13 protein-coding genes are annotated in these 14,021 nt (G+C 53.0%); 5 read left to right on the top strand and 8 right to left on the bottom strand.

The features are described 5' to 3' along the window. Positions 1-44: 44 nt before the first annotated feature. Together TH19_RS12140 and TH19_RS12135 are read left to right on the top strand one after the other, a co-directional pair. The gene (locus tag TH19_RS12140) at positions 45-1,268 is read left to right on the top strand and encodes an HlyD family secretion protein (protein ID WP_114102616.1); all 1,224 of its coding nucleotides are present in this window, start codon (positions 45-47) and stop codon (positions 1,266-1,268) included. Further along, positions 1,268-3,199, top strand: coding sequence for a glycosyltransferase family 2 protein (locus TH19_RS12135; protein ID WP_114102615.1), 1,932 nt, complete (start codon positions 1,268-1,270; stop codon positions 3,197-3,199). The genes TH19_RS12140 and TH19_RS12135 overlap by 1 nt, the downstream gene beginning before the upstream one ends. Before the next feature lie 39 nt (positions 3,200-3,238). Here TH19_RS12135 and TH19_RS12130 read toward each other — a convergent pair whose 3' ends face one another. The 3 genes from TH19_RS12130 to TH19_RS12120 all read right to left on the bottom strand — a co-directional run bounded on the left by TH19_RS12130 (position 3,239) and on the right by TH19_RS12120 (position 5,672). Then, complete coding sequence (locus TH19_RS12130; protein ID WP_114102614.1) at positions 3,239-3,742, bottom strand: universal stress protein; 504 nt, start codon at positions 3,740-3,742, stop codon at positions 3,239-3,241. Positions 3,743-3,984: 242 nt separating this feature from the next. Further along, positions 3,985-4,749, bottom strand: a complete 765-nt coding sequence (locus TH19_RS12125) for a TIGR02186 family protein (protein ID WP_114102613.1) — start codon at positions 4,747-4,749, stop codon at positions 3,985-3,987. Continuing rightward, positions 4,749-5,672 (bottom strand): sulfite exporter TauE/SafE family protein, encoded by a 924-nt coding sequence (locus tag TH19_RS12120; RefSeq protein WP_114102734.1) that lies wholly within the window; start codon positions 5,670-5,672, stop codon positions 4,749-4,751. Before TH19_RS12120 ends, TH19_RS12125 begins: the two co-directional genes overlap by 1 nt. Before the next feature lie 121 nt (positions 5,673-5,793). Between TH19_RS12120 and TH19_RS12115 the strand changes: the two genes are divergently transcribed. Further along, positions 5,794-6,045, top strand: a complete 252-nt coding sequence (locus tag TH19_RS12115) for a sulfurtransferase TusA family protein (RefSeq protein ID WP_114102612.1) — start codon at positions 5,794-5,796, stop codon at positions 6,043-6,045. Between the two features lie 60 nt (positions 6,046-6,105). Continuing rightward, complete coding sequence (locus tag TH19_RS12110; RefSeq protein WP_114102611.1) at positions 6,106-6,600, top strand: GNAT family N-acetyltransferase; 495 nt, start codon at positions 6,106-6,108, stop codon at positions 6,598-6,600. A 41-nt stretch (positions 6,601-6,641) separates the two neighbouring features. Here TH19_RS12110 and TH19_RS12105 read toward each other — a convergent pair whose 3' ends face one another. The 5 genes from TH19_RS12105 to TH19_RS12080 all read right to left on the bottom strand — a co-directional run bounded on the left by TH19_RS12105 (position 6,642) and on the right by TH19_RS12080 (position 13,538). Beyond that, the gene (locus TH19_RS12105) at positions 6,642-8,021 is read right to left on the bottom strand and encodes a DUF2336 domain-containing protein (RefSeq protein WP_114102610.1); all 1,380 of its coding nucleotides are present in this window, start codon (positions 8,019-8,021) and stop codon (positions 6,642-6,644) included. A 12-nt stretch (positions 8,022-8,033) separates the two neighbouring features. After that, positions 8,034-9,731, bottom strand: coding sequence for a sensor domain-containing diguanylate cyclase (locus tag TH19_RS12100; protein WP_258547937.1), 1,698 nt, complete (start codon positions 9,729-9,731; stop codon positions 8,034-8,036). Positions 9,732-9,766: 35 nt separating this feature from the next. Next, on the bottom strand, positions 9,767-11,650 hold the full coding sequence (locus TH19_RS12095) for an EAL domain-containing protein (protein WP_114102608.1): 1,884 nt from the start codon (positions 11,648-11,650) through the stop codon (positions 9,767-9,769). 172 nt (positions 11,651-11,822) lie between these two features. Further along, positions 11,823-12,506: a GGDEF domain-containing protein gene (locus TH19_RS12090; protein ID WP_147250759.1), complete on the bottom strand. Its 684-nt coding sequence runs from the start codon at positions 12,504-12,506 to the stop codon at positions 11,823-11,825. 336 nt (positions 12,507-12,842) lie between these two features. Further along, positions 12,843-13,538 (bottom strand): GGDEF domain-containing protein, encoded by a 696-nt coding sequence (locus TH19_RS12080; RefSeq protein ID WP_114102605.1) that lies wholly within the window; start codon positions 13,536-13,538, stop codon positions 12,843-12,845. A gap of 144 nt (positions 13,539-13,682) precedes the next feature. Here TH19_RS12080 and TH19_RS12075 point away from each other — a divergent pair, with 144 nt between their 5' ends. Next, positions 13,683-13,991 (top strand): DUF5818 domain-containing protein, encoded by a 309-nt coding sequence (locus TH19_RS12075; protein ID WP_114102604.1) that lies wholly within the window; start codon positions 13,683-13,685, stop codon positions 13,989-13,991. The last annotated feature ends 30 nt before the right edge of the window (positions 13,992-14,021 follow it).

The raw sequence follows: 14,021 nt of genomic DNA, 5'->3' as shown, positions 1-14,021 counted from the left end.
CACGTTTGCATTGCAAAAATGCCCAAAAAGTTTGAGGTAGGTTTATGGCCCTGCGGTTTTCCCGAGGACAAATCGTCCGACTGGTTGTTGCTGTCGTTATTGTTGTCATTGCTGTTTGGCAACTTGCGCCACTGACGGTATCGGATATCCGGCCAAATGGCGTTGTGAACGCCAAGCTGGTGACCATTCAGGCACCGATCAGTGGACAGCTTGTTCGGGCCATTCCCGATGTCGGTGAACCGGTTTCGACCGGAACGATTGTGACCCGCATTACCGATGATACCGAACCGCAGGCATTGCTTGCGCAGCTTGATGGCGAAAACCAGCTTTTGCGATCCCGGCAAACCGCGCTGGTCGAAAAGCTTGCGACCCTTAATACCTTGCGCGACGAGCTTTCAGGGCGGGTACGCGAAATGATCAGCGGTTCCAAGGAAAGCCTGCGTTACAAGCTTCTCGAAGCAGAAGCACGGCAAAAAAGCTGGAACTCGGTCGTCAAGGAACGCGAAATGAGCCTGCGTCGTCAGAAAACACTTCTTGCGGATGGGCACGTGGCCCAGGTCCGCGTTGACGAGGCGGAAAGCCTTTTGGAACAAGCCCGTCAGGAATTTGAACGCGCAAGCGCGGATCGGGAACGTTACAGCAAAGAGGCGGGATCTCTTGATAAGGGCATTTTTGTTGGCGATGGCCAGAATGACGTCCCTTATTCGCAACAGCGACTTGATGAAGTGGTTTTGGCCATTGCCGATCTGAATGTTCAATTGGCTGAAACGCGCGGACGGATGTCATCGATTGAACGGCAATTGCGCGAAGAAACCATGCGGGCAGGACGCCGTGAATCCATGCTGGTGCGCAGCCCGATTGATGGCCTTGTCTGGCGTCGCATGGCGACCGAACTTGCAACCGTGACCAAGAATAATGATCTGGCCAAGCTGCTTGACTGTTCGGAGATCAGGGTGGAAGTGCCGGTTGACGAAAGTCTTTCCGATACGATTGCAACCGGAACCCAGGTTACTGTGCGTTTACAAGGATCGCCCGAAACATACAAAGGTGTCGTCAGTGGCGTGCGCGGAACCCGCTCGGTTGCACCGGAACTCGAATACGCAGCATTGCCGCCGCTTCTGAAAAAGGACGAGGTCCTGTTGGTCGTTGATCTTCCGGATGTCGGGTTTAACGAACGTCCGGAGACCTTCTGCAATGTCGGACGCCGCGCCGAAGTCAGTATTCCGGGCCGGTTTGACAGCTGGTTCGGGGCAAGCAGTCAGTCCTGATGAATATATTCGCGCAATTGGCCCCCATGGCGCTGGTGATTGGCGTCATGATGCTGGCATCGCCGTTCTTGCAGCGTGATCGTCTGTGGGCGCGTTGGGTTGTTGTATTCTTTTTGATTGCACTGATTGCGCGCTATCTTCCTTGGCGCATTACCGAAACGGTGATGCCCGCCGATCTTGCGACATTTCAGGGATGGTGGATTGTATTCCTGTTTGTGATCGAGATCGTCTTCCTCTGCGACATGTTGCGCCAGTCGCTTGTGCATTGCCGGATCGTCAATCGCAGTGCCGAGGCCGATCAGGCCTATGCCCGCTTGTCCGCACGACCGGTCGAAAGCTGGCCAAGTGTTGATGTTTTCATTCCCAGTTACAACGAGCCGCTTGATGTGCTTGAACGCAGCATTGTCGGAGCCTTGGCACTTGATTACCCCAACAAAACCATCTGGGTACTTGATGACGGCAAACGTGATTGGCTCCGCGATTTCTGCAAGGAAAAGGGGGCGAACTATGTTGCGCGCCCGGACGGCAAGCACGCCAAGGCCGGTAATGTGAATAACGGCTTGCTGCAATCAAGCGGTGATCTGGTGTGTATCTTTGATGCCGACTTTGTTGCTTATCGCCAGTTTCTGAAACGTGTTGTGGGCTTCTTTGAAGATCCCGGTATCGGGATTGTTCAGACGCCGCAGCACTTCTTTAACAAGGACCCGATGCAACGCAATTTGTGGATTGCGGACCGTTGGCCCGATGAACAGCGTCTGTTTTTTGATCATATCGCACCGTCACTTGACGCATGGGATTCAATGTTCTGTTGTGGGTCCTGCATGGTGATGCGGCGTAAGGCCCTTGATGCAATTGGTGGTGTGCCGACGGCCTCAATCACCGAAGATATTCTGACCTCGCTTGAAATGCTGCGTAAAGGATACCGGACGCGCTATCTGAACGAGAAGCTGTCGATCGGTCTTGCCGCCGAAAGCTTGCTTGCATTCCATACGCAACGCGAACGCTGGTGTCAGGGCGGTATTCAGACCCTGTTTCTAAAGGCGGGGCCATTGGGGCCGGGACTGTCATTGTGGCAGCGTATCTTGCTGTTTCCGATTTACTGGGTGTTTCATGTGCCGGCGCGCTTGCTGGTGATCATGATCCCGATCTTTTATTTCTGGTTCGGGTTGCAACCGCTTGAAAACGCGCGCAGTTGGGAAATCTTTTACTGGCAGTTGCCGGTTCTGGTCGCAGGCTGGGGAACGGCTATGTGGCACAATGGCAGACAGGCCTATCCGATTGTGAATGAAGGACCAGCTGTTCTGGTGTCCTTGCGGCTATTCCCGATTGTGGTGTCGTCATTGATCCGGCCGTTTGGCCGACCGTTCAAGGTTACGCCCAAAGGATCGCAGTCCGGGTCCGGGCATTCAATGAATGAGGCAATCATTCTGGCCATCCTGTTTGTCCTGACGATTGGCGGGTTTTTCTACAACGTCAATACCGATGTCAGAATCATCGATAATGCCGATTTTCTGGCGGTCGGCGGTCTTTGGGCGGCGATCAATGCGCTGACCTTGCTGGTTGCATTGCTGATCTGCTTTGAAAGTCCGGTGCAACGTCAACAGGAACGCTTTCCGATCACCTTGCCGGCGCGAATCAAGGTCGACAGTTCAATTGATCAACTTGAGATGACCATTACCGATATGTCGCTTGGCGGTGCACGGGCCAAATGTGACGCGGCGGGGATTGATCGGACCGCCTTTGTGAATGATCGGGATGAACTGGTCTTTACGCTTGATTTCACCCCGGAGCCGGTGGGCGAGGTGCGCGATGCCCTGATCCGCACGCTTTATACCAGCGGGATTGATAATGCATCGAAACCGGCAGGAAGTGTCGCGCTATGGGGGGCAATCCTGCGCCGGATTTTCGGGCGTGGACCGGTAAGAAGCTGACAAAGACGATGAATTCGAACGAGAAAGCGACGGCGCTGATCAGCTCAGCGCGTCAATATCTGCTTCGGAAAGGGCGGCAGGCACGATGGTCAGTGGCAGGCGAAGCTGACCGACTGTGTCGCTTTTGGTCAGTGCTGTGATCAGCGGGCCAGGGCCCTCGGACGTGGTGCCGGCGGCAAGAACAAGAATGGAAATCTGTTCTTCCTCATCAAGAAGTTTAAGCAACTCGTCCTTCAAGCGGCCTTCACGGATGAACAGCAACGGCATGCAGCCGGTTTGTTCATGAACATAGGCCGCCAGTTCGTTTACGCGTTCTTCGGCTTCTTCGCGGGCCTCTTCCTTCATCAGGTCACCAACCGCCATCCAGTGCTGGAATTCAGCGGGTTCAATGACGCTTAGCAGGGCAACGCGACCACCGGTATGTTGTGCGCGGCGGCACGCATAACGCAGTGCCTTTGTCATTTCATCGCTGTCGTCAATGACAACAAGAAATGTACGGTTGGACGTGGCGCGAAGTTCCTGATCAGCATCGAATGACGACATATGGGTTCTCTGAATTGTGAATTGGCGTCGAACCGGATGTGCGTATTGGTGGGGCCACACATTAGTCGAACCTGCAAAGTGTGCCGTAAATACTGCCCTGTTTCCAAGATGTTTTTGACATGATGGCGAAAGTTTCATGATGTGCGAGTGCAAAATTTTCTATGCTGCATGTGCGTCGTCATGAAGCCTGAAACACATTCTTTTCAGGCGATCAATGTCATGCGGAAAGGTTTGGAACAGATTTACCGTTTGCGGAACGCAACACTGGCAATCCAGCCTGCCACCACGGCGATGATCACCGCGACAATCCCGTAAAGTGCCGAATAGCGATGGGCAAATTCGTATACCTCGGCGCTGACGCCGGTTTTCGAAACGACCAATGGCGTTGTCTTGACGCTGGCGATCCGACCATTTTGGATCAGATAGACATTGATCGTGTAAGTGCCGGTCGGGGTGTTGGCCGGGAAGTGGATGTCGGTTCGAAACAGCTGATTGGAAAGGAAGCTGATCTTGGCTGGCCGTTCATTGAAAAGACCGGCATTTTGCATGTTGCGCACCAGCGCATCACGATAAACCTTCTGATCGGTCTCTGGATTGTCGCTTATGGCAATAAAACGCTGATGCTCCAGACCGATACGGTAATCCTGCAGGATGCTTTTGGGCGCGATGATGTCCATCGGGCGGTTGGACGCGCTGGCGTAATAGGCGGGCACATTTTTATAACGTGCGCTTTCACTGTTTACCCAGATGCCAATTTTGCGTTCCTTGCGACGAACAACCATGTCCTGATCCGGGCCGCGGACCGTTACAATGATGTCGCCTTCATGCTGAACCGCACCAAACAGAAGAACATCTGTCCCGGTAAAGCCGGTCGTGATCGCCACCAGATGGTTGGAAAGATCGACAACAAGCGGTTCGGCGCTGGCACGTTTGGCGGTGCCGGTCGTCGTGACCAATGCCAACATTGTCACGCAAAGAACAGCAAGGGTCCGTGTCGACCTTGTCATCACAGGTTCCCCGGCATGATCGAATAAAGTTCACTGGGTTCAATCACCAGATCGAACAGAAGTTTCAGGCAAACCGAAAGTACCAGCAAACCAAGCAGGGCGCGAAGATGTTCGGCCTTAAGGCGTGCGCCGAATTGCGCACCGAACTGCGCACCGATCACACCACCAATCAAAAGCAGAATGGCAAGGGCGACATCCACAGTCTGGGTCTGCACCGATTGCAGGAAGGTGACGTTGGCCGTGACGAAGATGATCTGGAAAAGGGACGTGCCGATAACCACACCGGTTGGCATGCCCAGCAGGTAAATCATTGCCGGGACCATCACAAATCCGCCACCAACCCCCATCAGGGCGGTCAGCATGCCGACAAAGAACCCGACAGCAAGCGGCAAAAGCGCGCTGATATAAAGACCCGAACGGTAAAAGCGGACCTTGAAGGGCAGGCCGTGGATAAAGCTGTGTTGATGTTTCTTGGATCGACGGATCGATCCGCCTTTGCGACGCGTGCGGAAAATGGCCCGGGTTGCTTCAAGCAGCATCATGCCGCCAATGATGCCAAGGAAAATGACATAGCAAAGCGAAATGACGAGATCGATTTGCCCCAAGGATCGCAGCCAGGCGAAAAGCCAGACGCCAACAGTTGACCCGACGATACCGCCAGCCAACAGAACAAGGCCCATCTTCAGATCGACATTGCCACGACGCCAATGGGCGAAAACACCCGACACCGACGACGCAACAATCTGGTTTGCAGCCGTAGCAACCGAAACAGCAGGGGGAATACCATAAAAAATCAAAAGCGGGGTAATCAGGAACCCGCCACCAACGCCGAACAGACCAGACAAAAAGCCCACTCCGCCGCCCAGACCCAAAATCAGAAAAATATTTACCGATATTTCGGCAATAGGGAGATAGATTTGCATTGCGGGCAGGCTAACAGCGTTTGATTGATTGTTATTATTCAGTCTAACATATTGTGCAAATGCAACAATCGCCAATTGCCGCTATATCAGACGGAATTCCGATTTTTTTATAAGGTTGTTCATGTCGTTATCTTCAAGTGATGAATTTGATATCCTTCTCGACGCACAGGGTTTGATTTGCCCGATGCCGGTGCTGCGTGCCAAAAAATCGCTGCGCGATGTGCCAGACGGCGGTGTCCTTAAGGTTCTTGCTACTGATCCGGGATCTGTTGCCGATATGAAATCTTTTTGCGAGATGACCGGAAACCGTTTGATTTCGTCATCGCAGGAAGAGGGTGTTTTCATCTATTTCATTGAAAAGACAGCACCTTAAACACCCGCCAGCCACCACTGGTGTTACAGCGCCTGACCACCTTTGTGAAAGTCCCTTTGAATGTCTGAACCTTCTTGTGATCTGGAATGGCAGTTTTGCCGTTTCGATGAAATGACGCCCCATCAGGTCCACAGTCTTTTGAAATTGCGCCAACAGATTTTCATCATCGAACAGGAATGTATTTTCCCCGAGATTGATGGGCTTGATCCATCGTGCCTGCATTTGCTGGCAATTGATAAGGGCAGCAACGGGCGCGAAGTTCTTGCCGCCGTGCGTATTGTTGCGCCGGGTGTTGATCCCGATCACGTCGAACAAGGTGATCGTCCGGCAATCGGACGGGTGGTAACCAGTGCGCGTCTGCGCGGGCAGGGTATCGGGCGCGAAATGATGGTGCGGGCAATTGATATCTGCGGACAGGAATTCGCCGGAAAGCCGATCTATCTGAATGCGCAGCTTTACCTCAAGACCTTTTACCAAGGGCTTGGATTTATTCAATTTGGCGATGAATACGAAGAAGACGGTATTGCGCATATCAGCATGGAACGCCCGGCATAAAGCCGGGCAAATTCATGAGATGACAAAGGTACGTAGAAGGCTTAGCGCAGACCGGTCGTTGCCATGCCGGTAAAGAATTCCAGCTGCCAGTTCATGTCATCTTCGCTAAGCGGGTATTGATTGCCGCCACGCGGATTAAGGGTCTGGCTTGGTGGTACATGGCCGAGCTTAACCTGAATTTTTACCGCAAGATCGGCGGGCAGTCCGGCTTTCCAGGCCAGTGAAACCACGCCCTTGGCCGAATGGGTGTTCAGAACCTTGGTCACGGCTTCGGGCGAAATTCCGGCCAGTACAGCAAGGGCCGCACGGGCGAATTTCACATCATTGGCAGCCAATGCCTTGGCCACTTCCTTGTCGGTAAGCTTTTTCTTGGCGTGCAGGGCCAGTGCCTTTTCAAAGGCGGGTTCCTCTTCGTCGCCTTCTGCCGGTTCGGCTGCCGTCGCACCGCCCTTTGCGGCTGGCTGTGCTTTGTCGGCTTTTGCATTTTTGAGGCTCGGTGCGTTCTGAGCCGCGTCTTCGCGTTTTTCAAACTCACCTGACGAAATGCGTCGCTGAACAACCTCGCGGACAGCATCAAGCTGATCTTTTTTCAAATCCTTGCGGCGTTCAAGAACACTGATCAGGTTTTCGGCGACAAAGCGTGCCAGTTTACCGGCCGCAGTCGGCGGCAGGGTCGGGCGATCCACCAGAGGCTGATGCCATTCCGGATAATCCGGCGCACGATCAATAAGCTGATCCAGGGTTTCTTCGCGAATTTGCGCGGATTTGTTGCCAAGGAGATGCGAAATCGCATCCTTGTCGCTGCTGGCGGCAATTGCATCTGCCAGCTTTTCACCGACATTGCGACGACGCGACACAAAGCTGAGCGTGCCGCGCCCCGAAGTGCCTTCGATGATTTCAAGCAGGTCATCTTCGGTCAGGACCGGTGAATATTGAAGAACCGGACCACAAACCACACTTTCGGTATCGCGTGCCAATTGCTGAATGATCGGCTGCGGCGCATCTGCGATGTCTTTAAGAGTCTCGGAAATGACTTGCCGGACATGAACGGCCTGATCGCGTGCGAGTTTATCAAGCGCGTCATAAGTCATGCGCCGCAGTTTATCGGTTTCATTTGCCGTCAGACCAGCCGACAGGTGCGCAATCTTTTCGGCAAGGCTGCCGCGCACACTGTCATCCACGTCATCGGTCAGAAGAACGTCGGCCTGAACCGGGGTTGCTTCGTTAGCTGCGATATGACGGCGAACCGAAGAATCATTGTCCGAAGCAAGGTAATACAGAATTTCCGGGCGGGTATCATGGCGTTGCGCCAATACACCACGGACATTTGCATCCGGGCTTGCCGCCATTTCCTTGGCTTCGTCATAGGTAATCGGGGTTTCGCGCCGTTTGGTGAATACCCGCTGTAAAAATCCCTTCATCGGGCATTCCTCCTAATCTTCGATCTTTGCCGGTGCGTCTGATCCGGGGGCGCCTGCGATGCCAAAGCGACCCTTACCCCGTTTCTTGACCTGATACATGGTCTGATCTGCGCGCTGCACAAGTTGTTCCAGGCTTTCTTTTGAGCCCGGTTCATGAACTGCGATACCAACTGATATGCCCAGTGGATGGTCTTTGTCACCGGAATATTGACCAAGCACCGCGCTTTCTTTCATCAGCAGGCGGGCACGTCCGGACGCGGCAACAACATCGGCCCCTTCAAGCCACAAGACAAACTCGTCACCCCCCAGACGCGCAATCAGGTCCGCCGGGCGCACATTGTCCTGAAGGACCCGTGTCAGGGCCAGAATGGCTTCGTCACCTGTTTGATGCCCATGGATGTCGTTGACCATTTTGAAATTGTCCATATCGACATACATCAATGCCGCCGGATCACGTTCGCGCTGCAGCCTGCTGTGACGACGTTTGAGTTCGTCAAAGAAGGCGCGACGGTTCAGAAGGCCGGTCATGCCATCTGTCCGCGACAAGGTCAGGATGCGTTCATGCTGGATCGCCTGTTCGATGGCGATCCCGACCTGATCGGCAACTTCGGTCATGATGGCGCGTTCGCCATCTGTCGGTTCCGGATGGTCCGCCGAAAACATAAAGATCACTGCACCATTGTTGCGCTGGTGATAATGGCATCGCAACGCGACGATCCGGTAATCACCAATATGGGCGTCAAAGGTATCACCGGCATTTTGAAGCTGCCCCAAAGCCTGCTGCGCGATGTTGCTGGTATCTGTGCTGTCATCACCGGCAGCAATTTCCAGCGCGTCTGTTTCATCGTTGCGTTTGAATATCACGCAGTTTGAACAGGCAAGGGCACGTGTGCTGGCCTCGGATGCGCCCTTTAAGACCAGAAGCGGATCAATTTCATCACGCATGGTCCGCACGATATAGGTCATCAGGCGGTCACGGTTTCGGGCGGTTGCAACTTCGCTTTCGCGTCGGCGCTGTTCGGTAATGTCATGGGCCAGTCCGCGTGTGCCGATCCAGCGGCCATCGCGCGAATAAACCGGCGTGGAAGACACTGAAAGACAGGCATCCTTGCCATTGGAACGCCGGAACCAGACGGGGACATCACGTACTGCCGTTTGGCTGCGGAATACGTGTTCACTGTCCTGATCGGCAGTATCAAGCAGGAAGTTGTGCGGGAAGCGCCCGACAATGTCATCGGCGCGATATCCCAGTGCACCGCGCGGTGAAACAAAGACGAACTTGCCACTTTCATCGGTTTCCCAGGCAAAGGCCGATGAAACTTCTACGATATCACGATAACGCTGACGCGAATCAATCAGGGCTTCGCGCAGGTTGCGATCCATACTGACATCGCGTGGCAGGATCATGACCTGATTATTTGCCGTCGGCAGGGCCGTCAGTTCAAGCGTTGCGGTTCCGCGCTGAACTTCAAAGGTCATCATTTCAACGACACCGCCCGGTGTGGACAGTGTGCGACGGATCAGTTGATAAATTTCGGGGAAAAGGCCTTCGCGGATGCCACGTGCAAAGCCGATTGCATTCTTGTTGGCAAATAGCGGCACGCCATGCGAGTCCATGACGATGACTGGTGCTTCGGCCTGTGCCATGACCTTGGGGTCAAGGGCGAAAACATCTGCATCATAGTTGGTCAGATCATCTGATGAATTCAAATCGTGATCCTTTGCTCCAACAGGATGGTGGGGCGTCATAGGCTTCCTCCTGTGGCGGTCGAGACGATAGTGTCCGTCTCTTCCGCGCCGACATTTGAAATGCCGGAATTCAATTTATCAAAGCATTCTGCACTGCTGATCGTAACAGGTGGACCAAGGTGATATCCTTGGCCGAAATCAATTCCCAGATCGCGCACCATTTCATAGCTGGCCTGATCGTGAATCATTTCAGCAATGGTATGGATACCAAGGTCATTACAAAGTAGGGCCGTCGCCTTCAGGAATGCGCGCCCCTTTTGTGTGGCAAGGGCAGTGCGCATGGCACCGCCGTCAAACTTGATAATGTCGACATCAAGGGCGCTTAGATATTCGAAATTGGCGGCACCTGCGCCGAAATCATCCAGGCAGATTTCATGCCCGCGTTCACGAAGCACCTGCAATCCTTTGTTGACGTCATCAAGTGCACGAATGCGCGATGTTTCCGTTACTTCAAACAGAATGCGATGCGGCGCGATGTCATAGCGATCCAGCAATCTGGCAAGTGCGGGAAGGAAGTCCGCCTGTTCAAGCGAATGCCCCGAAAGGTTGACCGCAACAGGGTGAGGGATGCTTTGCGCATTGTCGCGCAAATGATCGAGAACCTTTTCACACATTGCCAGGTCAAACTCGGTAATCAGGCCTGTCCCCTCGGCAAAGTGAATGATCTGATCAACCGCAAGCGGACTGTCACCGATATTAAAGCGTGCCAAAGCTTCGAAATGGTGCATTTCCTGACTGCGCAAATGAACGATCGGTTGCAGGGCAACCGCGAACGAGCCGTTTTCGACAATTTCACGAAAGGCCCGAACGGACTTCAATGTCTCGTTGATCAGGTGCGGCAGGCTGGCAGACAATCTGGCAGCAGTAACTTCGTTCTGGGCTTTGCGCTGCATACGGTTCAGCGCATAGGCAACAGCACGGGTGAGGTTGGTGTCACGGTCGTTTTCGTCATTATCCGCATCGAAATGATGGATTTTGCGGGCAATGTCGTAATCGCGTCCAAACGGATCGCAGTTTTCCTTTTGATCTGCTTTCTTGGGCAGCGTGTTGGCACTATTGGTCAGTGACGCCAGACCCTCGTGACCAAGCGGGGCAGGGTCAGACAGAATTTCATCCTTGATCGGATCTTCAAGTTCTGCCCGCAGGGCACTGGCATAGGCCACAATGCGTCGTTCCAGCTCGATCATCGGTTCATCAACCGGATGGATTTGGGTCGATCTGCCAGAACTCAGAATGTCTGATGCGCTAAACGATGACAGACGCTTGGCACCAATGCCGATCAGGCGTGCCAATTCGTTGGTCGCGGCGGTTTCGGCCTGTGAACGTGACGCGGCAAGGTTTTCGAGAACGACCAATGCTTCACTGTGATAGCAAGTGACCTCTTTGGTGTTCAGCAACTTGCTTTGACGTGTTTCTGCCTTCTGATTTTGCTGAATGACGGCATTTTGCAGAATGATCCGGTCAATGCCCGATCTGGCACGTGGGCGAATGGCGCGATGGCGTGCCGCGATATAATAGCGGCTCGACGGATCGGCGATTACATAGCCGCTAAGTGAAAGTGGTACTGCGTCCTTTAGCGGGCTGTCATCAGATTCGCACAGTTGAAAATCGAGATCGAGTTCTTCAAGGCGTTTCAGTCCGTTGCTGGTGTGCAGATATGCGCGCAGCAACGGGCGTTCAGATTTTACGACAAGTTTTTCAAGGGCTTCGCCAATCAGACGATCCGGTGCGCATCCCAAAAGGCTTTCAGTTGCGCCTGCGACAAACAGGATATAACCGTTCTCGTCGACCTCCAGAAGCATGTCTGCCCAGCAGAATGCCATAGCAGCCAAAAGGTCCTGATCATTTGTTTCCGCAGAATAGCCTATGCTGTCTGTCATTCGTGAACCGTCATCAAAAGCCGCCTGATCTGAATTTGTGGCAGTATTTACCGCCTTTATTAGATGGCGATCTTACTAAGGAAATGAAGGATTTGCACTGGATAAGCCAAAAAAAACAGCGCGAATGCCAATCAAGGTTTCCGCGGCTGTTCAAATTGGCAATTTCCGGGGCTTAAACGACGTCCGAGACCAGCTTTAAGGCGGGCTTTTGGCGTGCCTTGTTCTGATACATTTCTTCGTCTGCCGCCTTCAGAAGATTTTGCAGGTCACTGTCGCCATCAAAAGGGGCAAAGCCAAAACTTGCGGACAGTTTCATGGATAAACGCCGCCCCATCAACGGAAAGGATTTCAGGGCGAATTCAAGATCGGAAACGCGGGTGCTTGCCTTGTCCTGGTCTGCTTCGCACAGTAGAATGGCAAATTCATCGCCCCCAATGCGCGCTACATAGTCATCAGCACGGACATGAGACTTCATCACTTTTACAAAGTGGCAAATGGCGGCGTCACCAAGCTGGTGCCCGAAAGTGTCGTTTATTTTCTTAAGATCATTAATGTCTGCAATGATCAGAATGCCATGACGTCCGGTGCGTTTTGATCGTGCCAATGTTTCACGAAACCGGCGCAGAAATCCCCGCCGGTTATAGGCACCTGTAAGTTCATCAGCCTCGACCAGCTTTTCAAGCTGATCAATGCGGGAACGTTGATGATCCAGTTTGTTCTGCAAGGATCGTGTGTGCTGAATAAGTGACGTTACTGAATTGGCAAGTGTCGGACTTGCGTCTTTTTTCGTAATGGTTAAAAGCGCGCTTCCCATCGAGCGCAATTCACGCAAATCTTCGTCTGTAATGAAAAACATGTCGTCCCCCGACAGTAAAATTGTCTGACTGTTGTCGAAGGGGAATTTGCCAAAGGTTGCTGACACAAAACTGAACAATGTCAGTAGGTTGTTGTTTAACCTTTAAAAGATACAATAAGGGCCGCGATGCCTTTCGAATTCAATATTTCACGCAACATGCGCATGTTTGAATATTGCGACATGTGCGGCCTGATCATTTGCCCAAAGTGAAAATGCTGCAGCGATTTTAACCGACGCGGCAAGCGATTGACGCAGATGCGCGGTCAGGATTCGAAACGGGCGATTCCGGATCAGGCGATTGCATATCGGAATTTCAGGAAAAATCATGCGGCAATATCAGGCCGCGTCAGAGCCTTCTTCGCCCGCTTCCGGTTTGCTGCGCGATGCATGTTTTTGGCCATACATGTCATGGTCGGCGACACGAATCAGATCGGAAATATCGCTTTTGGCATCGTAAACCGTATAGCCAAAGCTTGCCCTGATCGCGAGAGGTGTGCCTTGCCAGATCAACGGGAAGCGCGCTGTGGCCTGTTTAAGCTGATTGATGCGTTTTTGTGCGGCATCCGGGCTGCTGCCGGTCATGAGAATTGCAAACTCGTCACCGCCAAATCGGGCGACATAATCGTCGGATCGTGTATGGGTGCGCAAGTTTTGACCGAAATGCCGAAGCACCGCGTCACCGGCCGCATGGCCGTGCTGGTCATTTATTTCCTTAAAACCGTCAAGATCGGCAATCACCATCAATCCGCGTTCGCCGGTACGTCCCGCACGGGCCAATGCTTCGCGGGTGCGGCGCATGAAACCACGGCGATTGTAAAGACCGGTAAGTTCGTCGGTCTCGACCATTAATTCGAGTTGGCGGATTCTGTTTTGCTGTTGATCAAGGCGGTTTTGCATGTCACGTGCAAGATCAACCAGGGTAGACAGAGCATTACGTTGTTCGGTTTGCTCGCTGGCGCGATTGTTAATGGCCGTTTGCTGCTGAAAATCAGCGGCAAGTTCCATGAGCAATTCTATCTGCGTCTTTTCCATGGGCTGTCTTGTAATCAATGACATTGGATGTTGTAACCATTAAAAGGTAGCTACCGTTGTATCGTTGATGGCGTTACAAGAACCTTAACGCGATACGAAAGAATTCGTGTCCAAACAAAACGTTCACGCACAGGAGAACGACCGATGAAAAACCGGTTGATGGTTGGGATTGCTGGGAAAATTGCGGTGTTGGGCGTTGCTGTTGCGCTATCGGCCTGTTCGGTTCTGCAAAAGGATAACTTTACGGTTGCCGGTGAAATTACCGATCAGGGCAGGGAATGCGTGACCTTCCGCGCAGAGGATGGAACCCTTTATGCACTGGCCAACAAGGCAAGCCGATTCCGTCCGGGCGACAAGGTGCGCGTTACCGGTCACACCGCCCTGATGACGACCTGCACAGAAGCAACGACATTGATCGTCGACAAGATCGTGATGCTGTCTTCGGGAAGCTGATCATTGCGGCCCGAACGGGCATGCGTTGGA

Source organism: Thalassospira profundimaris (assembly GCF_003326675.1).
GTDB lineage: Bacteria > Pseudomonadota > Alphaproteobacteria > Rhodospirillales > Thalassospiraceae > Thalassospira > Thalassospira aquimaris.
This window is presented reverse-complemented; position numbering and strand designations above follow the sequence as displayed.

Excerpts from the sequence above, each read along its gene's own strand:
- TH19_RS12075 (WP_114102604.1), top strand. The coding sequence starts at position 13,683 with ATGAAAAACCGGTTGATGGTTGGGATTGCTGGGAAAATTGCGGTGTTG.
- TH19_RS12120 (WP_114102734.1), bottom strand. The coding sequence starts at position 5,672 with ATGCAAATCTATCTCCCTATTGCCGAAATATCGGTAAATATTTTTCTG.
- TH19_RS12080 (WP_114102605.1), bottom strand. The coding sequence starts at position 13,538 with ATGGAAAAGACGCAGATAGAATTGCTCATGGAACTTGCCGCTGATTTT.
- TH19_RS12090 (WP_147250759.1), bottom strand. The coding sequence starts at position 12,506 with ATGTTTTTCATTACAGACGAAGATTTGCGTGAATTGCGCTCGATGGGA.
- TH19_RS12105 (WP_114102610.1), bottom strand. The coding sequence starts at position 8,021 with ATGAAGGGATTTTTACAGCGGGTATTCACCAAACGGCGCGAAACCCCG.
- TH19_RS12125 (WP_114102613.1), bottom strand. The coding sequence starts at position 4,749 with ATGACAAGGTCGACACGGACCCTTGCTGTTCTTTGCGTGACAATGTTG.
- TH19_RS12140 (WP_114102616.1), top strand. The coding sequence starts at position 45 with ATGGCCCTGCGGTTTTCCCGAGGACAAATCGTCCGACTGGTTGTTGCT.
- TH19_RS12110 (WP_114102611.1), top strand. The coding sequence starts at position 6,106 with ATGTCTGAACCTTCTTGTGATCTGGAATGGCAGTTTTGCCGTTTCGAT.
- TH19_RS12115 (WP_114102612.1), top strand. The coding sequence starts at position 5,794 with ATGTCGTTATCTTCAAGTGATGAATTTGATATCCTTCTCGACGCACAG.
- TH19_RS12095 (WP_114102608.1), bottom strand. The coding sequence starts at position 11,650 with ATGACAGACAGCATAGGCTATTCTGCGGAAACAAATGATCAGGACCTT.
- TH19_RS12135 (WP_114102615.1), top strand. The coding sequence starts at position 1,268 with ATGAATATATTCGCGCAATTGGCCCCCATGGCGCTGGTGATTGGCGTC.
- TH19_RS12130 (WP_114102614.1), bottom strand. The coding sequence starts at position 3,742 with ATGTCGTCATTCGATGCTGATCAGGAACTTCGCGCCACGTCCAACCGT.